Annotated in this window: 17 protein-coding genes and 1 tRNA gene; 6 read left to right on the top strand and 12 right to left on the bottom strand. The window is 67.2% G+C overall.

The features are described from left to right. Nucleotides 1-73: 73 nt before the first annotated feature. Nucleotides 74-1,450 (bottom strand): signal recognition particle protein, encoded by a 1,377-nt coding sequence (gene ffh, locus AC5P9C_RS04115; RefSeq protein WP_005408591.1) that lies wholly within the window; start codon nucleotides 1,448-1,450, stop codon nucleotides 74-76. 122 nt (nucleotides 1,451-1,572) lie between these two features. Between ffh and AC5P9C_RS04110 the strand changes: the two genes are divergently transcribed. Further along, a complete protein-coding gene (locus tag AC5P9C_RS04110) occupies nucleotides 1,573-2,367 on the top strand; it encodes a cytochrome C assembly family protein (protein WP_049465473.1) in 795 nt (264 codons plus the stop codon). Between the two features lie 76 nt (nucleotides 2,368-2,443). On the opposite strand, the gene AC5P9C_RS04105 is transcribed toward AC5P9C_RS04110, so the two are convergent. From AC5P9C_RS04105 to radA, 4 genes are all read right to left on the bottom strand, one after another. Continuing rightward, nucleotides 2,444-2,908, bottom strand: a complete 465-nt coding sequence (locus tag AC5P9C_RS04105; protein WP_343543360.1) for a YqhG/Tai3 family protein — start codon at nucleotides 2,906-2,908, stop codon at nucleotides 2,444-2,446. Between the two features lie 92 nt (nucleotides 2,909-3,000). Further along, nucleotides 3,001-5,307: a tetratricopeptide repeat protein gene (locus AC5P9C_RS04100; protein WP_053462478.1), complete on the bottom strand. Its 2,307-nt coding sequence runs from the start codon at nucleotides 5,305-5,307 to the stop codon at nucleotides 3,001-3,003. A gap of 49 nt (nucleotides 5,308-5,356) precedes the next feature. Continuing rightward, on the bottom strand, nucleotides 5,357-7,213 hold the full coding sequence (locus tag AC5P9C_RS04095; RefSeq protein WP_414615066.1) for an ATP-binding protein: 1,857 nt from the start codon (nucleotides 7,211-7,213) through the stop codon (nucleotides 5,357-5,359). A gap of 135 nt (nucleotides 7,214-7,348) precedes the next feature. After that, nucleotides 7,349-8,725, bottom strand: a complete 1,377-nt coding sequence (gene radA / locus AC5P9C_RS04090) for a DNA repair protein RadA (protein WP_495205071.1) — start codon at nucleotides 8,723-8,725, stop codon at nucleotides 7,349-7,351. A 151-nt stretch (nucleotides 8,726-8,876) separates the two neighbouring features. On the opposite strand from radA, the gene AC5P9C_RS04085 reads away from it, so the two are divergent. After that, nucleotides 8,877-10,934 carry a putative bifunctional diguanylate cyclase/phosphodiesterase gene (locus AC5P9C_RS04085; protein WP_057493927.1) on the top strand — a complete coding sequence of 686 codons (2,058 nt, stop codon included), beginning with the start codon at nucleotides 8,877-8,879 and terminating at the stop codon, nucleotides 10,932-10,934. 665 nt (nucleotides 10,935-11,599) lie between these two features. On the opposite strand, the gene cyoD is transcribed toward AC5P9C_RS04085, so the two are convergent. The 4 genes from cyoD to cyoA are packed head-to-tail and all read right to left on the bottom strand — an operon-like array spanning nucleotide 11,600 to nucleotide 15,616. Continuing rightward, nucleotides 11,600-11,941 carry a cytochrome o ubiquinol oxidase subunit IV gene (gene cyoD, locus AC5P9C_RS04080; RefSeq protein ID WP_049465797.1) on the bottom strand — a complete coding sequence of 114 codons (342 nt, stop codon included), beginning with the start codon at nucleotides 11,939-11,941 and terminating at the stop codon, nucleotides 11,600-11,602. After that, nucleotides 11,941-12,579 carry a cytochrome o ubiquinol oxidase subunit III gene (gene cyoC / locus AC5P9C_RS04075; protein WP_414615302.1) on the bottom strand — a complete coding sequence of 213 codons (639 nt, stop codon included), beginning with the start codon at nucleotides 12,577-12,579 and terminating at the stop codon, nucleotides 11,941-11,943. Before cyoC ends, cyoD begins: the two co-directional genes overlap by 1 nt. After that, a complete protein-coding gene (gene cyoB / locus AC5P9C_RS04070; RefSeq protein ID WP_053462474.1) occupies nucleotides 12,576-14,573 on the bottom strand; it encodes a cytochrome o ubiquinol oxidase subunit I in 1,998 nt (665 codons plus the stop codon). The genes cyoC and cyoB overlap by 4 nt, the downstream gene beginning before the upstream one ends. A gap of 2 nt (nucleotides 14,574-14,575) precedes the next feature. Beyond that, a complete protein-coding gene (cyoA, locus tag AC5P9C_RS04065; protein ID WP_014646391.1) occupies nucleotides 14,576-15,616 on the bottom strand; it encodes a ubiquinol oxidase subunit II in 1,041 nt (346 codons plus the stop codon). 354 nt (nucleotides 15,617-15,970) lie between these two features. Here cyoA and AC5P9C_RS04060 point away from each other — a divergent pair, with 354 nt between their 5' ends. Together AC5P9C_RS04060 and AC5P9C_RS04055 are read left to right on the top strand one after the other, a co-directional pair. Further along, nucleotides 15,971-16,606 carry a GyrI-like domain-containing protein gene (locus AC5P9C_RS04060; protein WP_343543151.1) on the top strand — a complete coding sequence of 212 codons (636 nt, stop codon included), beginning with the start codon at nucleotides 15,971-15,973 and terminating at the stop codon, nucleotides 16,604-16,606. A 13-nt stretch (nucleotides 16,607-16,619) separates the two neighbouring features. After that, complete coding sequence (locus tag AC5P9C_RS04055; protein ID WP_313287917.1) at nucleotides 16,620-16,958, top strand: hypothetical protein; 339 nt, start codon at nucleotides 16,620-16,622, stop codon at nucleotides 16,956-16,958. A gap of 63 nt (nucleotides 16,959-17,021) precedes the next feature. On the opposite strand, the gene AC5P9C_RS04050 is transcribed toward AC5P9C_RS04055, so the two are convergent. The 3 genes from AC5P9C_RS04050 to AC5P9C_RS04040 form a co-directional block, all read right to left on the bottom strand. Beyond that, nucleotides 17,022-17,097 (bottom strand) — tRNA-Thr (locus AC5P9C_RS04050). A 50-nt stretch (nucleotides 17,098-17,147) separates the two neighbouring features. Further along, the gene (locus AC5P9C_RS04045) at nucleotides 17,148-18,152 is read right to left on the bottom strand and encodes a 2-hydroxyacid dehydrogenase (RefSeq protein WP_343543148.1); all 1,005 of its coding nucleotides are present in this window, start codon (nucleotides 18,150-18,152) and stop codon (nucleotides 17,148-17,150) included. Nucleotides 18,153-18,249: 97 nt separating this feature from the next. Next, nucleotides 18,250-21,117: an autotransporter domain-containing protein gene (locus AC5P9C_RS04040; RefSeq protein ID WP_414615304.1), complete on the bottom strand. Its 2,868-nt coding sequence runs from the start codon at nucleotides 21,115-21,117 to the stop codon at nucleotides 18,250-18,252. Between the two features lie 236 nt (nucleotides 21,118-21,353). On the opposite strand from AC5P9C_RS04040, the gene AC5P9C_RS04035 reads away from it, so the two are divergent. Both AC5P9C_RS04035 and AC5P9C_RS04030 read left to right on the top strand, forming a co-directional pair. Then, nucleotides 21,354-21,881: an RNA polymerase sigma factor gene (locus tag AC5P9C_RS04035; protein ID WP_074726204.1), complete on the top strand. Its 528-nt coding sequence runs from the start codon at nucleotides 21,354-21,356 to the stop codon at nucleotides 21,879-21,881. Further along, on the top strand, nucleotides 21,878-22,846 hold the full coding sequence (locus AC5P9C_RS04030) for a FecR family protein (protein ID WP_414615305.1): 969 nt from the start codon (nucleotides 21,878-21,880) through the stop codon (nucleotides 22,844-22,846). Before AC5P9C_RS04035 ends, AC5P9C_RS04030 begins: the two co-directional genes overlap by 4 nt. The last annotated feature ends 11 nt before the right edge of the window (nucleotides 22,847-22,857 follow it).

The raw sequence follows: 22,857 nt of genomic DNA, 5'->3' as shown, positions 1-22,857 counted from the left end.
GCCTGCTGCGGCGCTTGCGCCGCCGCCCGAGCGTGGGCTCGGGCGCTACATCACACTGCGACCGGGGCCGTCATCAACGGAACGGCATGCCACGGCCGCCCATGGCACCCATCATGCCCTTCATGCTGCGCAGCATGCCCTTCATGCCGCCGCCGGCCATCTTGCTCATCATCTTTTCCATCTGCATGTACTGCTTCATCAGCTTGTTGACGTCGGCCGGGGTCACGCCCGAGCCCTTGGCGATGCGCGCGCGGCGCGAGCCATTGAGCAGGTTCGGGTTGCGCCGTTCCTTCTTGGTCATCGAGCTGATGATGGCGATCATGCGCGGCACTTCCTTGCCCTGGCTGACCTGCTGCTTCAGATGGTCGGGGATGTTGCCCAGGCCTGGCAGCTTGTCCATCAGGCCGCCGATGCCGCCCATGTTCTGCATCTGCTCAAGCTGGTCGCGCATGTCGTTCAGGTCGAACTTCTTGCCCTTGGCGACCTTCTCGGCCAGCTTGGCCGCCTTGTCCTTGTCGACCTGCTGCTCCACCTGCTCGACCAGCGACAGCACGTCGCCCATGTCGAGGATGCGGCTGGCGATACGGTCCGGATGGAACACGTCCAGGCCTTCCGGCTTTTCGCTGACACCGACGAACTTGATCGGCTTGCCGGTGATGTAGCGGACGCTCAGTGCGGCGCCGCCACGGGCGTCACCGTCGGTCTTGGTCAGCACCACGCCGGTCAGCGGCAGCGCGTCGCCGAAGGCCTTGGCGGTGTTGGCCGCGTCCTGGCCGGTCATGGCGTCGACCACGAACAGGGTCTCGGCCGGATTCACCGCCGCGTGCAGGGCCTTGATCTCGGCCATCATCGCTTCGTCGATGGCCAGGCGGCCGGCGGTATCGACCAGCAGTACGTCCACGAACGACTTGCGGGCATCGTCGATGGCGGCGCGGACGATGGCTTCCGGCTTCTGGTCGGCGCTGGACGGGAAGAACAGCACGCCCACCTGCTCGGCCAGGGTCTTCAGCTGCTCGATCGCGGCCGGACGGTAGACGTCGGCCGAGACCACCATCACCTTCTTCTTGCGCTTTTCCTTCAGATGCTTGGCCAGCTTGCCGACCGTGGTGGTCTTGCCGGCGCCCTGCAGGCCCGCCATCAGGATGATGGCCGGGGCGGGCACGTTGAGGTTCAGGTCGCTGGCTTCGGCGCCCATGACCGCGGTCAGTTCGTCGCGCACCACCTTGATCAGGGCCTGGCCCGGGGTCAGCGACTTCAGCACTTCCTGGCCGACCGCACGCACCTTGATGCGCTCGATCAGGGCCTGCACCACCGGCAACGCAACGTCGGCCTCGAGCAGCGCGATGCGCACTTCGCGGGTCGCCTCGCGGATGTTCTCCTCGGTCAGGCGGCCGCGGCCACGCAGGCGCTCGATGGTGCCGGAAAGGCGCTGGGTCAGGGACTCGAACATGCGGCGCAACCTGTCTGAAAGCGGGGGACAATAAGGCCCACAGTATAACGGGTCCGGCTGTCTGCCCGGGCTGCGACGACGGGGCCGTCGCCACCACCGCAGGGGTATGCGAAACTGCAACGATGACAATCGTTCTCATCGCCGTCCTGCTCTACCTGGCTGCCAGTGCCCTGCTGGTGCGCGCGCTCGGCCGCGATGAAACCTCCGGCTCGCCCACCTGGCTGTGGCCGGCCCTGCCGGCGATGCTGCTGCATGGCGGTTACCACGTGATGGTGGCGATGCGTACCACGGGCGGGCCGGACATGCACTTCTTCGCCGCGCTGTCGCTGGTCGGCCTGGGCATGGCCTGGCTGACCTCGCTGGTGGGCGCGCGCGGCCGCATGTCGGCGCTGGGCGTGGTGGTGTTCCCACTGGCCGCGGTACTGCTGCTGGCCTATCACGGCTACGGCCACGAGCCGAGCAAGGTGCTGGGCTGGCGCCTGGCCAGCCACGCATGGCTGGCGCTGCTGGCCTACGCCACGCTGAGCATCGCCGCGCTGCTGGCGATCATGCTGTGGCTGCAGGAACGCGCGCTGCGCCGCCGTGAGTTCCGGCCGTGGCTGCGCGCGCTGCCACCGCTGGCCGACCTGGAATCGCTGCTGTTCCGGGTGATCACGGTCGGCTTCGCGCTGCTGACCCTGACCCTGGTCACCGGCGTGCTGTTCGTCGATGACCTGCTGGCGCAGAAGCTGGTGCACAAGACCGTGCTGAGCGTGCTGTCGTGGATCGTGTTCGGCGTGCTGCTGGTCGGACGCCGTCGTTACGGCTGGCGCGGCATGAAGGCCGTGCACTGGACGCTGGCGGCGATGCTGTTGCTGCTGCTGGCGTTCTTCGGCAGCCAGTTCGTGATCGAACTGGTGTTCGGGCATACGCGTTAAGGCGTAATGGCCCGGTAATACCGGCCGCGGGCCGGGCCGGCAACTGAACCACGCCCTGCGTGGATGCCGCAGACGATCAAGGCAGCGGCTGCGCCAGGATCTTCCGTACCGAGCGTCCACTGTTGGTGAGAATGTCATCGACCTGCCAGCAGCCGTGGCCCTGGCGCACCATCGGCAGGCGGGTCAGGTAGGCCTTCTTCCATACCGCATAGCGCATCTCGACCTGGCCCGCGGTGGCCGACGCCTCTTTCCAGCGGTAACGCACCGGGGTTTCAATGTCGCCGTCCTGCGCATCCAGCCACGGATCGGAATCGATCGTGCAGATGCCTTCTTCGCGCTGCTGGCAGGCGCGCTCGCCGCGCAGTGCCTTGCCGAACGCCGGGCTGACCAGCGCCGGTGGCGGTTCCAGCAGGTCGCCATCGACGGTCGTCGCCTCGAAGAAGGCACGGGCAACGGCCACGGGTTCCTGGCAGGCCGGTGCGGCCTGCACGGTGGGGGCCAGCAACAGCCCGGAAAGCACGAACATCCCTGTCTTCCGCATGTATTCCTCCTTGAGGCAGTGCCGGCCGCTGGCCGGCTACACAGGATATCCCGGTGCTGCCGGCCAGCGGCCGGCACTACCCGATACCCGGCTTACAGGCCGTAACGCTCGATCACGTCCAGATGCGGCTGGCGATCCTGGTCACAGGCTTCAGCCAGGCGCAGCCAGCAATGCGGATGGGGCCACGTCGCGGTGTGCTGCTGCAGGAAGCGGTGCAGCGCCAGCGGCGCATGGTCCTGCGGCTGGGCGACGGTGAACAGCAGGCCGGGCAGCGTGCCCTCTTCCACATCGGGGTCGGTAACGGTGTAGTCCGGGCGGCTGTGCGACCACACCTTCCAACCCTGTGCTTCGGCCGCCTCGACGAAGGCATTCCAGGCCTCTTCGCCCGGGTGCGCGCCATCGATCATCCAGCTGCGGGCGAAGCCGCCGCGCTCCAGCACATGCACCTGCGCATAGGTCGGGATGAACTGCTCGCGCGCTTCCTCCTCCTCGGGGGCCGGATGCACCAGCGCGGCATCGAACACCACCCAGTCGCCCACCTGCTGGGCGCGGTTGGACGGCGCATTCTCGACGATGCGCGCGGTCACCGGTCCGCTGCGGCGGGCGTAGTACTCCATCGGTTCGCCGTTCTCTTCGCTGCGGATGATCACCCAGCCCCACGGTTCCTCGACCACGCCCTCGTGGCTGGACAGCTCCATGCCAAGCGCCGCAGCCGAGCGGCGCACCGCATCCCAGTCGCGTGCCGCGCTTGCCGCACTCATGTGGTCCCAGTGCGCGGCATTGGGCTCGTCCAGCAGTTCGACCAGCTGTGCATAGCACGCCTGCGCTTCGCTGAAGCGACCGGTTTCCATGTACATGCGCGCCAGCGTGCCGCGCGCGCCGTGCGAGCCCGGAGACAGTTCCAGCAGCGATCGGGCCGCCTGCTCCAGCGCCGGCCAGTCGGACACGCGGCGTGCGCGCTGCACCTCGCACCAGTGCGCGAACACCGGCACGCTGCTGCGGTAGACCTCGGCCAGCTGGCGCAGGCCGTCGTCGTCCCCCTGCTCGGCCAGCCAGCGCATCAGCGTGTAGGCCGCGGGGCCATCGTTCTGCGCATGGCTGCGTACGAATCGCCACAGCAGCGCTCGCGCCTCGGCCTGCGCGCCGCAGGCGTTCAGCGCCGAGGCCGCCATCTCGGCCAGCGCCTCGTCATCGGGCAGCTCGGCATGCGCCTGCAGCAACCACTGCGCCTCGCGCTCGGGGTCGCGCGCCTGGTTCTGTTCGCCCTGCGCGTCCAGCCATGCCAGCAGCTCGCCGGCCGGCACCGGCAGCGGCGCGACGTCCGGCAATGCCTCGATGCGCGCGGCCAGGCCGGCCACCAGGGCCTCGGCACCACGGTCCTGGCGCAGCTGCGCCAGATGGGTGCGGGCCAGTTCCAGCTGGCGCAGCGCGACCCAGCGCGCACCGCGCTGCAGCGCCAGCTCCAGGCTCAACGCTGCCACTTCGATCAGCAGGCGATGCGATCCGACGCGCGCGAAGTGTTCGATGATCGTATTGAAGCGCGTACCCAGATCCCAGGTATTGCGTGCCGGGTCACGCTGGCACAGCGCGGCGGCGGTGTTCGCCCACAACCGCCAGTAGTTCGGGGTCAGTTCGCTCCACGGCACCAGCTGCTGCAGCGCCTCTTCGTCGCGGCCCAGCTGGGCCAGCGCCCAGGCCTTGGACAGGCGACGCGGCACCGTGCAGTTGGCCGGCTCGTACTCCCCGGAGGCTGCCACTTCAGCCTCGCGCTTCTCGATCAGCGCCAGTGCCTCGTCAGCGCGGCCGACAGCGAGCAGGATCTTGATCTGCATCTCCGGGAAGCTGTCGAACACTTCCTTGCCACAGGCTTCCACGGCATCGGCCTGCACCTGCAGGTAATCCAGCGCCTCCTGGCCACGGCCATCATCGAGCAGTGCATCGGCCTTCTCGCAGCTCAGGCACTGGAAACAGGCCCAGCTCGGATCGATGCGGCCCAGCGTTTCGTCGCACACCTCGATGCGCTCAGGCACCCAGCCCGGGCCATCGATGTTGCCGTAGCAGGCCGCCAGGTCCTGCGTCACGCAGATCGACTGCGGGCATTCCAGCGTGTCCTCGCGATGTGCCCGTTCAAACAGCGCTACGGCTTCGCCGAGTGCGCTCTCGCCTTCCACGCGGTTGCCGACGCGGTTGCGCAGGGCCCAGTGGCCGACATAGACGTCGACCCACGGGTTGTCCAGCGCCTTGCCCAGCGCACGCGCCTCGGGCAGCAGCGCATCGACGCGGTCGATCTGCAGTTCACTGACCTCGTCGGCGAGACGGTTCAGCAGGTGCGCGTTCTGCGCCTGGCCGGCCTGGCGCAGGTCACCCTGCAGTTTTTCGACCCAGTTCCAGATGTCCATGGGGATGAATGCTCCTGTCTAGCGAAGGCTGGATGAGAAGGTGCGGTGCTCAGCGCAGCATCTGCTGCAGGGCACCGGCGATATCGGTAAAGGCGCCATTGAGGTCAGGGCCTGCGGTGGTCGTCGCGCGCGCCAGTGGGCGACCCTGCGCGGCGACGATGATCTTCAGCGAGCGCAGCAGGCGTGCGGCGGCGGCGGCCTGGGGATGGCCCTCGCGCTGGGCACGCAACAGCGCCTGCACGGCCGGGTTGTCGAGATTGAGGTACAGCCGCGACGGCGCGCGTGATTCGATGCGCGCGGTGAACTGGCGCGCCAGGCGCAGCGCGGCCATCGAGACGCGCTTGTCGTTCTCGTCGTCCTCCAGGCGCTGCTTCAGTTCGGCCTCGCGGTCGGGCACCACCACCACCGGCAGTGCCTCCGGGCTGAAGCGCGCCGGCAGCAGCTGCTCGCCATCGCCCAGCTGTTCGCGCAGCCAGGCCAGCTGCGCCTCGTCGAGGCTGTCATCGCTGCGGAACAGTGCGCGGTTGCCCTGCTCGGTGCCGAGTTCAACCAGGCGCAGGCCCTTGGCCTGGGCCCAGCGCCGCAGGAACGGCACCACTGCGTAGCGGTGGCCATGCGCGACCGGCACCCCCATCGCGCGGAACAGCATCTCTTCGAACCCACCGCCGTTGTCGAGGATGACATGCACGGCACCGCGCGCCGGCAGGGCACTGGCCGGCAGGTCGCCCTGCGAGGTCGGCACGCGCACATGCTCCATCAGCAGTTCGAACAGGCGGTCATCGCACAGCGCTGCGCCCAGCAGGGCCTCGTTGTGGCGGGCCAGGACCCGCCGCCAGGCTTCCGGTTGCTGCCGCGCGACGTCGGCCAGGCCGTCGACCAGCGCCTCCAGCAAGGCATGCTGCACGGCACGGTAGTGGTCATCGCGCTGCAGGTCTTCGCGGCTGGCGGTCGGCGTCAGCCGCGAGGATTCGATCACCCCGCCGATGAAGCCGGCCCACGGTGGCAGCAGGTCGCGGGCATCGTCATCCAGCAGCATGCCGCGCACGAACACCGACAGGTTGCGGTTGTCACTGGTGCCATAGGTCGCGCCGTCCTGCACCCACAGCAGGCCGGTGGCATCGCTGCTGCCGTCGGCACGCAGCGGCACGGTGACGATCGGTTCGAAATCGTGCTCGAAGCGCGCAGCGAACTGCAGTGCCTGGCGGCGTGCCTGCACCGGGTGCACGGCCACGTCGCCCTGCCCCCGCCACGGCGGCGGCTCGGGGTTGAGCGCTTCAGTCGCAGCACCGATGAAGATCGGTTCGGACAGCAGCGCGCAGTAGCGGCCCAGCACCTCGTGCAGGCGCGCCTCGTTGGCCAGCGGCAGGAAATCCGGATGCAGTTCCAGTTCCACTTCGGTGCCGACCGCGCGTGCCGGCACTTCGCTGACGGTGTACTGCTCGGCATTGCTGGACACGTACAGGTGCCCCAGATCAGGCGTCTGGTACGAGGTGGTACGCACGCTGACCCGGCGCGCCAGCACGAAGGCCGACAGGAAACCCAGGCCGAACATGCCGATCAGGCCTTCGTCATCCTCACCGCTCTGGCGCAGGCCACGGGTATAGCCGACGCCGACGGTGGCCAGGTAATCGTGGATCTCCTGGCGGGTCAGGCCAGCACCGGTATCGATGATACGCAGCACGCCGGCACCGGCATCGACCTGCACCGAGATGCGCGACGGCACTTCGATGCCGGGCTGTTCGATGCGGCGGCGGATGATCGAGTCGTGCGCGTTCTGCACCAGTTCGCGCAGCGCCACCACCGGGGTGGAATACAGGTGCTTGCCCAGCACCGTCATCAGTCCATTGAGATCGACCCCGGCACGACGGATCTCGGCGTTGGGGGCGGTGAGCGCGGTGTCCTGCATGTAATCGTTTACTCCTGGGCACGGAAAGGCGCCAGAGGGCGCCTTCGTCGAGCGGGAAAAACTAGCACAGCCAGCCTGACCGTTGCCGTATATGACGTTTGTAGAGGCAGGCCTCGCAGGCAGGCCCCCCGTGCATCACGCCGCGTCGATGGCCTCGGACAGGCGCTCCACCGCGATCACTTCCATCCCCTTCACCGAACCGCCCTTGGGCGCATTGGCCTTGGGCACGATGGCGCGCTTGAAGCCATGGGTGGCGGCCTCGCGCAGCCGGTCTTCACCATTGGGCACCGGGCGGATCTCGCCGGACAGCCCCACCTCGCCGAACGCAATCGTCTTTTCCGCCAGCGGCCGGTCCTGCAGCGAGGACAGCACGGCCAGCAGCACCGGCAGGTCGGCGGCGGTCTCCTGCACGCGGATGCCACCGACCACGTTGACGAACACGTCCTGGTCGCCGACCAGCACGCCGCCGTGGCGATGCAGTACCGCCAGCAGCATGGCCAGGCGATTCTGCTCCAGGCCGACCGCGACACGGCGCGGATTCGACAGCGGCGACGCATCGACCAGCGCCTGCACCTCCACCAGCAGTGGCCGGGTGCCCTCGCGGGTGACCATCACGCAGCTGCCCGGCTGATGGGTGCTGCCGCCGGACAGGAAGATCGCCGATGGGTTGGAGACCTCCTTCAGGCCCTTGTCGCCCATCGCGAACACGCCCAGTTCGTTGACCGCACCGAAACGGTTCTTGAACGCGCGCAGCAGGCGGAAGCGGCTGCCGCTCTCGCCCTCGAAATACAGCACTGCATCGACCATGTGCTCGAGCACGCGCGGGCCGGCGATGCCGCCTTCCTTGGTCACATGGCCGACCAGGAACACGGCCGTGCCGGTTTCCTTGGCAAACCGGACCAGCCGCGCCGCGCTCTCGCGCACCTGACTGACCGAACCGGGCGCGGCGGTCAGGCTCTCGGTCCACAGGGTCTGCACGGAGTCGGCCACGATCAGTCGCGGGCCGGCCCGGGAGGCATGCTGCAGGATCGATTCGACCCCGGTCTCGGCCAGCGCGTTGACCCCATCCAGCGGCAGCTCCAGCCGATGCGCACGGCCGGCCACCTGGGCCAGCGATTCCTCGCCGGTCACGTACAGCACCGGCAGTTCGGCCGCCATCTTCGCCACCGCCTGCAGCAGCAAAGTCGACTTGCCGATGCCCGGGTCACCGCCCACCAGCACCACCGCGCCTTCGACCAGGCCGCCGCCCAGCACGCGGTCGAACTCGCCGATGCCGGTCGTGACCCGGCGATGCTCGGTCTGATCCACGTCCTTCAGGGCGGTGATCTTCGGCGGATCGACCTTGCCGGCCCAGCCCGCCCGGCGCGACGCCAGCACCTTGGTTGCCGCCGCACTTTCCAGCACGATTTCCGACAGCGAGTTCCAGGCATTGCACTCGGTGCACTGGCCCTGCCACTTGCTGAATTCGGCGCCGCATTCATTGCAGACGTAGGCGGTACGGGCTTTTGCCATCGGGGTGATTTCCTGCAACGGGAACGGGCGTGGCAGGATAGCCGAGCCGGGTCGCAGCTGCTGCGACCGCTCAAGTCCTGCCCACCCGCGCCGATAGGGGTCGCGGGCGTGCGCCTTGCGGGCGCCCCCTCCCTTCCCCACTGGATTCAACATGACTGGCAGTTACAGTCAGAGCCTGGTCACCATCTCCCTGCTGGTGGCCATTCTTGCTTCGTACACGGCGCTGGACATGGCCGGGCGCCTGGCCACGGCCGAGGGGCGCGTGGCGCGCTGGTGGCTGGCCGGCGGCGCGGCGGCCATGGGGCTGGGCATCTGGTCGATGCACTTCATCGGCATGCTGGCCTTCGACCTGCCGATCCCGGTGGGCTATGACCTTGGCATCACCCTGTACTCGCTGGCGGTCTCGATCGGCGCCTCGGCGTATGCGCTGTGGCTGGTGTCGCGGCCCAGCCTGCCCTGGCGCCGGCTGCTGGCCGGTGCCGTGCTGATGGGCCTGGGCATCGCCACCATGCATTACCTGGGCATGGCGGCGATGCGCATGCAGCCCGGCATCGACTATCACCCCGGCTGGTTCGCTGCCTCGATTGCGGTGGCCATCGGCGCGGCCGGCGCGGCGCTGTGGATCGCCTTCCGCCTGCGCGCCGAGCAGCGCAACACCCTGTTGCTGCGCGCGCTCGCTTCGCTGGTGATGGGGCTGGCCATCGTCGGCATGCATTACACCGGCATGGCTGCCGCGCGCTTCCCCGAAGGCAGCGTCTGTGGCGCGGTCGGCAGCGGTGGCATCGATACACGCTGGCTGGCCGTGCTGGTGATCGTCACCACGGTGGCAACGCTGGGCATCGCCCTGGTCGCCTCGCTGTTCGACCGGCAGATGCGCGTGCGCACCGGGCTGCTGGCCGATTCGCTCGCGCACGCCAACGACAAGCTGATCCAGGCCGCGCTGCACGATCCCTTGACCCAGCTGCCCAACCGCATGCTGCTGCAGGACCGCATCGAGCAGGCCATCGAGAAGGCGCGGCGGCGCAACCATGCAGTGGCGGTGATGTTCTGCGACCTGGACGGCTTCAAGGCGGTCAACGATGCCTACGGCCACCAGCTCGGCGACCGCCTGCTGGTGGCGGTGGCACAGCGCATCGGGGGCCAGCTGCGGCCGCAGGATACCTTCGCCCGCCTCGGCGGCGACGAGTTCGTGATCGTGCTGGCCATCGATACTCCCGACGATGCGGTGGTGGTGGCCGAGCGCATCATCGCCGCCGCCGGCGAACCGTTCACGCTGGATGCGGCTGAACTGCAGGTCAGTGCCAGCCTGGGCATCGCCCTGTATCCGGATGACGCCAGCAACGAGCGCGAGCTGATGGCCCACGCCGATGCGGCCATGTACCACACCAAGGAAACCGGGCGGAACGGCTACACCTTCTTCACCCCGTCGATGCAGCTCAGCGCCAACCGCCAGCTGCGCCTGCTGCAGGACCTGCGCAAGGCCATCGCACGCGACGAACTGATCCTGCATTACCAGCCCAAGTTCCCTGCCGCCGGCGCACCGGCCACCGGCGCCGAGGCGCTGCTGCGCTGGCAGCATCCGGAGCTGGGCCTGCTGGCTCCGGATGTGTTCATTCCCATTGCCGAGCGCAGCGGCCTGATCCTGCCGATCGGTGACTGGGTGCTGGACCGCGCCTGCGCGCAGCTGCGGGCATGGCACGAGTCGGGGCATGCGGAATGGACCATGGCAGTGAATCTCTCGCCGTTGCAGTTCGCCTCGCCGGCACTGCTGGACAGCGTGCGCGAGGTGCTGCAGCGGCATCGGATCGAACCGGCGCGGCTGACCCTGGAGATCACCGAGACCACGGCGATGAAGGACGTTGATGCCAGCCTGGCGATCCTCAACGACCTGACCGCGATGGGCGTGCATATCGCCATCGACGACTTCGGCACCGGCTATTCCAGCCTGCTGTACCTCAAGCGCATGCCCGCCACCGAACTGAAGATCGACCGCGCCTTTGTGCACGACCTGGAATGCAACGCCGAAGATGCCGCCATCGTCTCGTCGATCATCGCGCTCGGTCGCACCCTGCAGCTGCAGGTGGTGGCCGAGGGCGTGGAGACGCAGGCGCAGCGCGAGTACCTGAGCGAGCTGGGTTGCGACCAGCTGCAGGGCTACCACCTGGGCCGGCCGATGGACGCCGACGAGTTCCTGCGCCGGGTGGGGTGAGACCCCATGCACGTGTGCTGTGGATCTTCTGGTAGCGCCGGCCGCTGGCCGGCGTCCTGCAATTGCCGGCCAGCGGCCGGCACTACCCCCCTGCGCCGGCACTGCCGGGTCGGATCCCTTGCCACAGGCAAGGGCTCTGACCCCATGCACGCATGGTGGATCCCCTGGTAGAGCCGGCCGCTGGCCGGCTTCGCGTAATTGCCGGCCAGCGGCCGGCACTACCACCCTGTGCCGGCCACGCCAGGTCGGATCCCTTGCCGCGGGCAAGGGCTCTGACCCCATGCACGCATGGTGGATCTCCTGGTAGAGCCGGCCGCTGGCCGGCTTCCCGCAATTGCCGGCCAGCGGCCGGCACTACCCCCTGTGCCGGCGCCTTGCCGCGGGCAGGGGCCCTGACCCCATGCCCGTAAGGGGTGGATCCCTTGGTAGAGCCGGCCGCTGGCCGGCTTCGCGTAATTGCCGGCCAGCGGCCGGCACTACCCCCCTGTGCCGGCACTGCCGGGTCGGATCCCTTGCCGCGGGCAAGGGCTCTGACCCCATCCCCGCATGGTGTGGATCTCCGGGCCGGCATTACCCCCTGGCATGCGTTGCACGTGCTGCCCTCCACCCGCCAACAAAAAGGCCGCCCGAGGGCGGCCTTTCTGCGTGGCAACGTCGCCAGGACGTCAGTGCATCATGTGCACGTTCATGTTGTGCATGACCCACAGGGTGCCGACCACGATGATGCCGATCACCACGATGGTGAAGGCCGCAGCGTTGACGTTCCAGCGGCTTTCCGACGAGCGGTCCAGGTGCAGGAAGAACACCAGGTGGACCAGCATCTGCAGCACCGCGGTAACCGCGATCACCACACCGTTGACGGTGCGGGAGAAGTCGCCCGACATCACCATCCAGAACGGGATGACGGTCAGCACCACCGCCAGCACGAAGCCGATCAGGTACGACTTCACGCTGCCGTGGCTTTCGCCGCCGGTGCCGTGGTCGTGTGCGTGGTTGTCATGTGCCATTACAGCGCTCCATTGAGGTAGACGACGGAGAACACGCCGATCCAGATCAGGTCCAGGAAGTGCCAGAACAGGCTCAGGCACGCCATGCGGGTCTTGTTGGTCGGGGTCAGGCCGTACTTCTTCAGCTGCACGAACATCACCAGCAGCCACAGCAGGCCGGCGCTGACGTGCAGGCCGTGGGTACCGACCAGGGCGAAGAACGCCGACAGGAAGGCACTGCGGTCCGGACCGTAGCCCTGATGGATCAGGTGCTGGAACTCATAGACTTCCATGCACATGAAGCCGAAGCCCAGCAGCCAGGTAACCGCCAGCCACAGGAACATCTGGCCGACCTGCTTGCGGTGCATGGCGATCATGCCCAGGCCGAAGGTCAGCGACGAGGTCAGCAGCAGCGCGGTTTCCCACGCCACGAACGGCAGCTCGAACAGGTCCTTCGCGCCGGGGCCGCCGTCGGTACCGCCGGACAGCACCACGTAGGTGGCAAACAGCGAGGCGAAGATGAGGCAGTCGCTCATCAGGTACACCCAGAAACCGAAGACGGTGTTGCCGCCGGTGTCGTGGTGCTCGTGGTCGTCATGGCCATGGGCCGCCGTTTGCGCGGCGTGCCCGTGGCTCAGGGTCGAGGTATTGGTGCTCATGCCTTCAGCTCCGACTTCACCAGGCCCTGGGCTTCCAGGTGCTTGCGGTGTGCGTTCTCGATGCGTTCCACCTCGGCGGCCGGGACCCAGTAGTCCACGTCCTGGTCGAAGGTGCGGTAGATGAACGTGGCGATCATGCCGACGAAGCCGACGATGGCCAGCCACCAGATGTGCCAGATCATCGCGAAGCCGAACACCAGGCTGAAGGCACCGATGACAACGCCCGTGCCGGTGTTGCGCGGCATGTGGATGTCGGTGTACTTGGCCGGCTTCGGCCAGGCTTCACCACGCTGCTTGCGCTCCCAGAAATCGTCCAGCTCGGTGACGTCCGGCAGGGTCGCGAAGTTGTAGAAGGCCGGCGGCGAAGAGGTTTCCCACTCCAGCGTACGGGCATCCCACGGGTCGCCGGTCAGGTCGACGGTCTTCTTGCGGTCGCGGATCGACACGGCCACCTGGATGATCTGGCACAGGATGCCGGCGCCGACGATGAACGCACCGCAGGCGGCAACCAGCAGCAGCGGCTCGTAGGCCGGGTTGACGGTGCTCTGCAGGCGACGGGTCATGCCCATGAAGCCCAGCACGTACATCGGCATGAAGGTCACGTAGAAGCCGATGAACCAGCACCAGAACGCGCACTTGCCCCAGAACTCGTTGAGGCGGAAGCCGAACATCTTCGGCCACCAGTAGGTGATGCCGGCGAACATGCCGAACACCACGCCGCCGATGATGACGTTGTGGAAGTGGGCGATCAGGAACAGGCTGTTGTGCAGCACGAAGTCGATGGCCGGGATCGCCAGCATCACGCCGGTCATGCCGCCGATGACGAAGGTGACCATGAAGCCGATCGTCCACAGCACCGGGGTGGTGAAGTGCACGCGACCGCGGAACATGGTGAACAGCCAGTTGAAGATCTTCACGCCGGTCGGGATCGAGATGATCATCGTCGTGATGCCGAAGAAGGCATTGACGTTGGCACCCGAGCCCATGGTGAAGAAGTGGTGCAGCCACACGATGAACGACAGCACGCCGATGCAGGCGGTGGCGTAGACCATGCCCTTGTAACCGAACAGCGCCTTGCGCGAGAAGGTCGCGATGACTTCGGAGAACACACCGAACGCCGGCAGGACCAGGATGTACACCTCCGGGTGACCCCAGATCCAGATCAGGTTGATGTACAGCATGGCGTTGCCGCCGCCGTCATTGGTGAAGAAGTGCGTACCCAGGTAACGGTCCAGGGTCAGCAGCACCAGGGTGATGGTCAGCACCGGGAACGCGGCGACGATCAGCACGTTGGTCACCAGGGCAGTCCAGGTGAACACCGGCATCTGCATCAGCTTCATGCTGGGGGTACGCATCTTCAGGATGGTGATGAAGAAGTTGATACCGCTCAGCGTGGTACCCAGGCCTGCGACCTGTAGACCCCAGATGTAGTAGTCCATGCCGACGCTTGGACTGTATTCGATGCCCGACAACGGCGGGAACGCCAGCCAGCCGGTGGCAGCGAACTCACCGATCCACAGCGACAGCATGATCAGCACCGCACCGGACACGAACAGCCAGAAGCTGAGCGAGTTGACGAACGGGAACGCGACGTCGCGCGCACCGATCTGCAACGGCACGGCCAGGTTCATCAGGCCGGTGATCAGCGGCATCGCCACGAAGAAGATCATGATCACGCCGTGGGCGGTGAAGATCTGGTCGTAGTGGTGCGGCGGCAGGTAACCCTCCGAGCCACCGACGGCGATGGCCTGCTGGGTACGCATCATGATGGCGTCGGAGAAACCGCGCAGCAGCATGACGAAGGCGACGATGAGGTACATCACGCCGATCTTCTTGTGATCCACCGAAGTGAACCACTCCTTCCACAGATAGCCCCACAGCTTGAACTTGGTGATCAGGGCGACGACGCCCAGGCCACCAAGAATCGCGCCGACCAGGGTGGTCAGCACGATCGGATCGTGGGGGATCGACTCAAGAGAGAGTTTTCCCAACATGTTCATTCTCCCGAACCCGCGTGGCCGGCATGGCCTGCGTGTTCGTGTTCGTTGGCATCCAGGTTTTCACCCGATTCCTTGGAATCATGCGCGTCACTGGGGGCATGGCCCTCGTGCGCTTCATGGGTGGCGGCATCGGCAGCGGCGGCACCGGCATGCGAGTGCTTCATGCCGTAATGCTTGTTGTCGCCCATGTGCTTGGCGATGACCCAGTCGAACAGGCCTTCTTCGGTCTTGCCGAAGTAGGTGACCGGATACCACTCGGCGTTGCGTGCTTCACCCAGCGCCTTGAACGAGGCCTTGTCCAGGGTCTGCTCGCCGGCGCGGACCTGGTCCAGCCACTGGCGGTATTCGGCATCGGTGACCGAGTAGGCGGTGAAGTGCATCTTGGCGAAGCCCGCGCCGCTGTAGTGCGAGGACATGCCCGGGAATTCACCGGTCTCGTTGGCGATCAGGTGGAGCTTGGTCTCCATCGCAGCCATCGAGTAGATCATGCTGCCCAGGTGCGGGATGAAGAACGCATTCATCACCGAATCGGACGTGATCTTGAAGTTCAGCGGCGTGTTGACCGGGAACTTGATTTCGTTGACGACCGCCACCTTCTCTTCCGGATAGATGAACAGCCACTTCCAGTCCAGCGAGATCGCCTCGATGGTGACCGGCTTGACGTCCGAATCCAGCGGACGGTACGGGTCCAGTGCGTGCGACGAGCGCCAGGTCAGGACCGCCAGGACCAGCACGATCATGCACGGGATCGACCACACCACCACCTCGATCGCCGTCGAGTGGGACCACTTCGGCTCGTAGCGGGCCTTGGTGTTGGAGGCGCGATACTTCCAAGCGAACGTCAGGGTCATGATGATGACCGGGATGACGACCAGCAGCATGAGCACGGTGGCCGTGATCAGCAGGGTCTTCTCATCCTGGCCGATCTGGCCCTTCGGACTGAGGATGGCCACGGCATCGCAGCCGGTGAGCATCACCAGCAACGAAAGCAGCAGGCCCGGGCGCAACCAGCGCCCAAGGGTTTTCAACGGAATCATCGGTCGATCCAATTGCGAGGGAATGCCGTTCCCCGTCCCTGCCTGTTCCGGCCAAAGCCGGTCCCACCGGTCCGGAAGACAGGCAGGGAGGTGGGGTCGAGTCAGCCTTTCAATTTTAGGCCGTCACCCACCATTTAAGAAAGGCATTGACATTGATCGAGCGCAGGAAAGGCCCGAATCTGGCTGCGACACGTTGTCGCACCGCGCAGGTGTGACGGGCGCATGACCCAGGGCGGCATCCCGGCCCCGGGCGTTCGCGGGGCCCTTCGCCCTCGTTCGGCAAAGTCACCTGAACCGGTTCAGCGTGCGGCCGGGTGACCGGAATGGGATGCTCGGCACAGGAGGAAGCCCCCGATGGACAAGATCGACTTCAGGAAGCGCGACCAGGCGCTCTATCAACCGCCCGCCGGCAGGTTCGTACCGGTCGATGTACCCCCCCTGCCCTACGTGATGGTCGATGGTCGCGGCGACCCGAACACCGCTCCCGCCTACGCACAGGCCGTGCAGTGGCTGTATTCGGTGAGCTATGCACTAAAGTTCGCGCTGAAGGCCGAAGGGCGCGACTACGTGGTGCCACCGCTGGAGGCGCTGTGGAGCGCCGAGGACCCGGCCAGCTTCGTCGCGCGGCGCAAGGATGAGTGGGCCTGGACCGTGATGATCCGCACGCCTGAGGACATCCGGCCTGCGCAGTGGCAAGCGGCGATCAGCAAGGCGCGCGCGAAGCTGGGAGATGCCCCGCCCAGCCTCCGCCATGAACGCCTTGCCGAAGGCCCCAGCCTGCAGACGTTGCACGTGGGCGCCTACGACGACGAAGGACCCGTCCTGGCGCACCTGCATGACGAAGTAATGCCCGCACTGGGTTACACCTTTGCCGGCCCCCATCATGAGATCTACCTGAACGACCCGCGCAGGACCGAGGCGGCACGATTGAAAACCGTGCTGCGGCAGCCGGTGCGGCCGATCGGGCCTGATGAGGATTTCGGCACATGACACAAGGAATGCCATGCACCTGATCAACCGACTGCTGCACTGGACCACCCTGCCCGCCGGGCGCCGCGTGATGGCCGTGCTGGGTGCCGCGCTGGTGATCGTGCTCGCCTGCAATCCGGATCTGCTGCCGTTGCTGCCGGTGGTGGACGCGCTGGGGCTGGACGTGCTGGTGCTGGTGCTGTTGCTGGGTGCGCAGCTGGTGGCGGCACTGCCAGGGGTGCGTGAGCGGGCCTCGCGTGGGACCAAGGCGCTTGCACGCCTGCTGATTGGCGCATTGGCGGGAGCTGCAGGTGGTTATCTCCGGCAGCTCGCGTGGTGGCTGGCGAAGGATGCGGGGATGGCGCGGCGTTGATGGCGTCGCGCCGCTAACCGGCCAAACAAAAAGCCCCGACCAAGGCCGGGGCTTTTCTACAACTGGTGCCGGAAACAGGAGTCGAACCTGCGACCTACGCATTACGAATGCGCCGCTCTACCAACTGAGCTATTCCGGCGGAGCCCGCGATTTTACGGGCTGCGCGCCCCGGCGGTCAATCCACCCCGCTCAGCTCGCCCCCACCCGGTTCGCACACGCCCGCCCCCCGGCAAAATCCCGCAGGTTCCCAAGCGTGATCGCCGAGATTTCCTGCAGCGCCTCCACGGTGAAGAAGCCCTGGTGGCCGGTCACCAGCACGTTGGGGAAGGTCATCAGGCGCTGGAAGGCCTCGTCGTCGATGATCTCGCCGGACAGGTCCTGGAAGAACAACGCGCTTTCCTGCTCGTAGACGTCGATGGCCAGGTGCCCCAGCCGCCGCGACTTCAGCGCGCGGATCACCGCATGGGTATCCACCAGCCCGCCGCGCGAGGTGTTGACCAGCATCGCGCCGGTCTTCATCCGCGCCAGCGAGGCGTCGTTGATCAGATGCTGGGTATCGGGTGTCAGTGGGCAATGCAGCGACACGATATCGGCGCGCGCCAGCAGCTCCTCCAGTCCAACCCCTTCGCCCACGCCGGCAAAGGCCGGCGATGGATACGGGTCGTACCCCAGCACGGTGCAGCCCATGCCGTGGAAGATGCGCGCGGTAGCCAGGCCGATCTTGCCGGTGCCGACGATGCCGACCGTGCGCCCATGCAGGGTGCGTCCGAGCAGGCCATCGAGCATGAAGTTGCCCTCGCGCACGCGGTTGTAGGCGCGATGGGTCTGCCGGTTGAGCGTCATCACCAGCGCCAGCGCGTGCTCGGCCACGGCTTCGGGGGAATAGGCCGGTACCCGCGCGACGAACAGGTCCAGCGCTTTCGCGGCGGCCAGGTCCACATTGTTGAAGCCGGCGCAGCGCAGCAGCACGGCGCGCACGCCCAAGGCATGCAGCGCGTGCAGTACCGGCGCGTCCAGGCGGTCGTTGACGAACACGCAGACGGCGGCGCAATCCTGCGCAAGCGCTGCGGTATGCACGTCCAGCGCGGCATCGAAGTACACGAAGGCAAAGCCCTGCCCGGCCGCATCGCGCTGGTTGGCCTCGTCGAGGAAACGACGATCGTAGGGGCGGGCACTGAAAACGGCGATCTGCATGGACGGGCCTGGCGGGAGTTCCCTGCCGACCATACCGCAGCACCTGCCCTGGTGGGATGGCCCCGGCGATAAGGATGTCGCCGGAGCCGAGTCCCCCTTAGAACCTGTAGCCCAGGCCCAGCATCACGCCGTTCTGGATCTGCCCGTCGCGGCGCTCACCCACGTAGTCGGCCATGATCGACAGGCGCTCGCTGGCGCGACTGGTCACGCCCACGTTCCAGGCCAGCACCTGCTCGCCCACGGCCTGGCTGCTGGCACCAAACACCAGGTCTGGGGCCGCAGCAAAGCCGGTGCTGTAGCGCGCCTGCGAATCGCCCAGCTCCTTCTGCCAGACCACGCGGGCACGCGGGGTGATGCGCTCGCCGTTGTTGCCTTCGAAGGTCTTGAACAGCTGCAGGCCGGCGCCCACGCGGATGCTCTCCAGGCTGCCGCTGCCCCCCACCAGCGCACCGGCGCCCTGCCCTTCGTTGAAGCGGGTGGCCGAGGTCCGCGCGTAGTCCACCACCGGCAGCAGCGGCTGGATCACCAGTCCCTTGCCGGTGGTGAAGGAGAACGCGTGTTCGACCCGCGCCGAGATCGCATCGCTGCTGTATCGGGCGCGCAACGGCTGCTGCAGGCCCTCGATGGCCGACAGGCTGCGGCGGGTGTCGTGGCGCAGGTCGGTGTAGCGCACGGCCGCCGACAGGTAGCCACGCGAATAGGTCGCATCCAGGTAGCCGCCCACATCCAGCGCGCGCACGTCGCCACTGAAACCGGAGCTGGCCTTGGTCGACATGTCGGCCGCGGCCGCGCTGACGCCGAGGGTCACGCGGTAATCGGCCACGCGGGTGTCGGCACCGACCACGATGCCGCCGATGTTATGGCTCAGGCCGGCCACGCCACCCTCGGCGTCGATGCGGCCATGGCTGGCGAAACCGCGCGCCCACAGGCCACGGCTGCGACCCGCTACGCCGCTGTCGCCAGCAGCCTCGCCCGCTGGCTCGACCAGATGCATGGCCAACTGGTTGAACAGGCTGCCATGGCGCATGCCCGGCTGCGCCGAGACCGACTGCGCCGCCTGCGAGGCCAGGCCATCGGCATCGCCGCCACTGCGCATCGCCGCCTGGTGCTGCTGCACCACGTTGCCGATGCTGCCCAGCAGTGCGTTGTCGGCCAGGCGCAGGCTGGCATGTGCATCACCGCGCAGGGCGCCAGCCTGCTGTGCGATCACATCGCGGTCGGTGAACTGAAGCGCGCCGAGCAGCGACTTCAGGCCACTGTCCTGGCGGTCCGATGCGGCTGCCAGCGCGCGCCCCAGTCCATCACCGGAGGTGCCGTTGGCGAACAGACCCAGCTGATCGAAGCCCGGGTTGGCGGTCAGCCACAGGCCATCGGCCGTCTGGTTGACGTTGAAGCTGAGCAGCGAATTGTGGCGCGGGCGGAACACGTCGCCCGCAGTGATGCTGGCGCTGTAGCCGGCATCGCCGAGCCGCACGACATCCTGGAAACCACCCTGGTAGATCGGCCCCTCCACCAGGTCGCGGCGGTAGGCACCGGGATAGAAGCCCTGGGCGACGTTCAAGGCCAGGTGTGCGCCTTGCGCGATCACCAGCGCCCCCGCTTCGGCACCGCCATCGTGGAAGCTGCCGACGCGCAACCGGCCACTGCCGGCGCCCCCGGCCTCGGTAACATCGAACAGCACCTGCCCGCCGGGCATGATGTTGACGTAGCCGTGGGTCACCAGATCGCCACCGCGCGGCATCAGCGTGCCGAACACGCGCAGACGGTTGAAGCCGTCTTCGCGGTAGGACGGGCCGGTGCCGTCCAGCAGCGCGTCGGTGTCCACGCCCACCGATGCGATGTCACCATGGCCGACCGCGATGCTGCCCGGCATCACCCGCAGCTCGGGAGTGCGCAGTGCGCCGCCCTCCAGTGCGAGGGTGCCGTTGTCGACCAGCATGAAATCAGCGCCGGTGGTTTCCGCAGTGCGCCAGGTGGCGCCATTGCTGACACGGATCACGCCGGCGGAACCGGCCAGGGTCGAGGCATCCAGATCAGCCAGCCGCAGCTGTCCGCGCAACGCGTCCTGGAGGTCGGGATCGGCAAGCAGCTGCTGCAGCGACTGTGCACCGATGCCGTTCGGACCGCGCGTGGAGACGTTGTACAGGCTCACCGCATAGTTGATGTAGGTACTGGCCCAATCGGTGTTCCAGCGCGCGAAATCGTCGTCGACGAAGGCCTGCAGCTGGCGCGCGGTGCGCAGGTAGCCCGGGTTGATGTCACCACTGACGTTGCTGGTGACACGCAGGGTGTCGCCCGGATCGCGGTAGCCCACCGTGTTGATGATGGTGTTGCTGCGGATGTCCTGGCCCGGGAACGACTGCAGCTTGCTGCCGCTGCCATCCGGATCGAAGGTGACCGAGGTACCCGTGGTGCGCGCCGGGTCGCGGAACACCAGCAGGCCATTGGGCTGCACCACCTCATACATGGCCTTGTGCAGCAGGCCCGCATCCATGCCGCCACCGTAGTTGCCGGTGTAGATCTGGGTCATGCGCGCAGACGGTGCGTAGGTGATCCTGCCACCGCTGCTGGCGGCATGGATCTGCACCGAATCGACCAGCGGCAGATCGCCACCGAGGTAACGGTTGACGCCGCCGGACTGCATGATCGAGCAGGACGAAATGCAGTGGCCGGACACGATGGTATCCAGCCCCTGGGTGCGGATCACCGCCTGCAGCCACTCGCCGGCGATCAGCGCGCCGCCATTGGATGTGCGCAGCACGACCTCGCGGATCGGGCGCCCTTCGGCCTGCGCCTTGGCCAGCAGCGCGGGCAGCGCCACCACGTCGGCGACGGTGACCCCGCCGCTGAGGAAGACGCGGTCGTCCTGCACGTGATAATTCATTGCCATGACGTCATCAACCGCCGTGATGGCGGTGATGCCGATCAGGCCCGCAAGGGCCAGGCTCAACTTCGAGTGCTTCATGTGGTCTCTCTCCACCCGCAACACACGGGTCAGGAGTTCAACGTCCGGACCGCGCGATCTCCCCCAGCGGCGCGGACGTCGAAACATGAATGCATTCACAATGGAATCAGGGGCCACGCACACTCTTCCCCATCCGGTCATCGTCGCGTAAAACTCGAAGACGCACCCGCCACCGACGTCCGAGGCCAGCCCTGTCCGCCCCCTCTCCTCTGATCCATCGCGCGCCGGACCTGTCCGTGCCTGCGGACGCGTTCATTGCGTTCGTACGGGAAGAGCGCGCGCCGTTGTGCGCGTTCCTGCGCACGCGCGGTGTCGGGCCGGAGGACGCCGAGGACATCGCGCAGGACTGCATGGAGCGGCTGATCCGCTATCGCGCGCACAGCGCCGACGAGCTGCGGTTGCTGCTGTATCGTATCGCCCGCAACCGCCTGGCAGATCGCGGCCGTTCGTCGCAGTCGCGGCCGCATCTGTCCCTCGCCGAGCACGATGGCGGCAACGAGCCTTCCAGCACGTCGCCTGATCCACTGCGCCAGGCCGAGTCCGGGCAGATGTTGTCCCTGCTGCGGCAGGCCCTGTTCAAGCTGCCCGAGCGCGCACGCGAGGTGTACCTGCTCAACCGGATCACCGGCATGAGCTACACGCAGATCGCGCGGCACTGTGGAATTACTGCCAAGACCGTGGAAAAGCACATCGCCCGTGCCCTGCAGGGGCTGCGCCAGGAACTCGGATCGGATCCGCTGCACAACGACAGGGACAACGGATGAGCCACGCCAGGCCAAGGGAAGACACCCTGTTGTTTGAACGCGCCAGCGCCTGGGTGGCGCGGCTGGAAGCGCCGGACTGTACGCCGGGCGAGCGCGAGTCGTTCGAGGACTGGTTGGCCGAAGACCCGGCCCATGTCAGCGCCTGGATCCAGGCCGAGACCCTGTTCCAGCAGGGCGAAGGACTGGCCGCCGATCCGTGGCTGCGCACCGCCGCGGCACGAGCGGCGCGGCCGGCGCGACGTCGCTGGCTGCCAGCGCTGGCCGCTGCCGCAGGCATCTGCCTGGCGATCGGGATCGGCTGGATGGTCGCCGTCGACGGCAACCCCACGCCGCTGCGCTACGCCAATGATTCGCACCAGCCCCGGCAGCAGACGCTGGCCGATGGCAGCACCGTCACCCTCGATGCCGGCACCACCCTGCACGCGCGATTCGGTTGGCGCCATCGCAAGCTGGTGCTGGAACAGGGCCGGATGCAGCTGCAGGTCGCGCCGTCGCGCAAGGCGCTGCAGCTGCGCGTCGGCGACAGCACCATCCGCGACATCGGCACCACCTTCCAGGTGGAACGCCTGCGCAGCGGCCTGGTCGAAGTCGCGCTGCTGGAAGGCGCGGTGGAAGTCAGCACGGGAAGCGCCCAGCACACCCTGTCACCCGGCCAGCAGCTGCAGGTGCTGCCATCGGGCCGCATCCAGCCCGGCCCGGCATTGTCGTCCAATGCGGCTGCCGAAGCCTGGCTGCAGGGACAGCTGGTGTTCGATGCCACGCCCCTGTCGATCGTGGTCGAGCGCATGAACCGCTACGGCCACGCGTCGCTGGTGATCGCCGATCCCGAGATCGCCAACCTGGCGGTGAGTGGCACCTTCCGTGCCGGCGACGCGCAGGAACTGCTGTCGGCACTGCAACTGGGCTGGTCGGTGGCTGGCCAGACGCGACCGGATGGCGCGCTGGAACTGCGCCGCACGTACTGAGGAGACTTGCA

It is taken from the genome of Stenotrophomonas sp. YJH_SMC_10, from assembly GCF_059371555.1.
The sequence above is the reverse complement of the archived record's forward strand: the minus strand, read 5'-3'. Positions and strand labels throughout refer to the sequence as shown.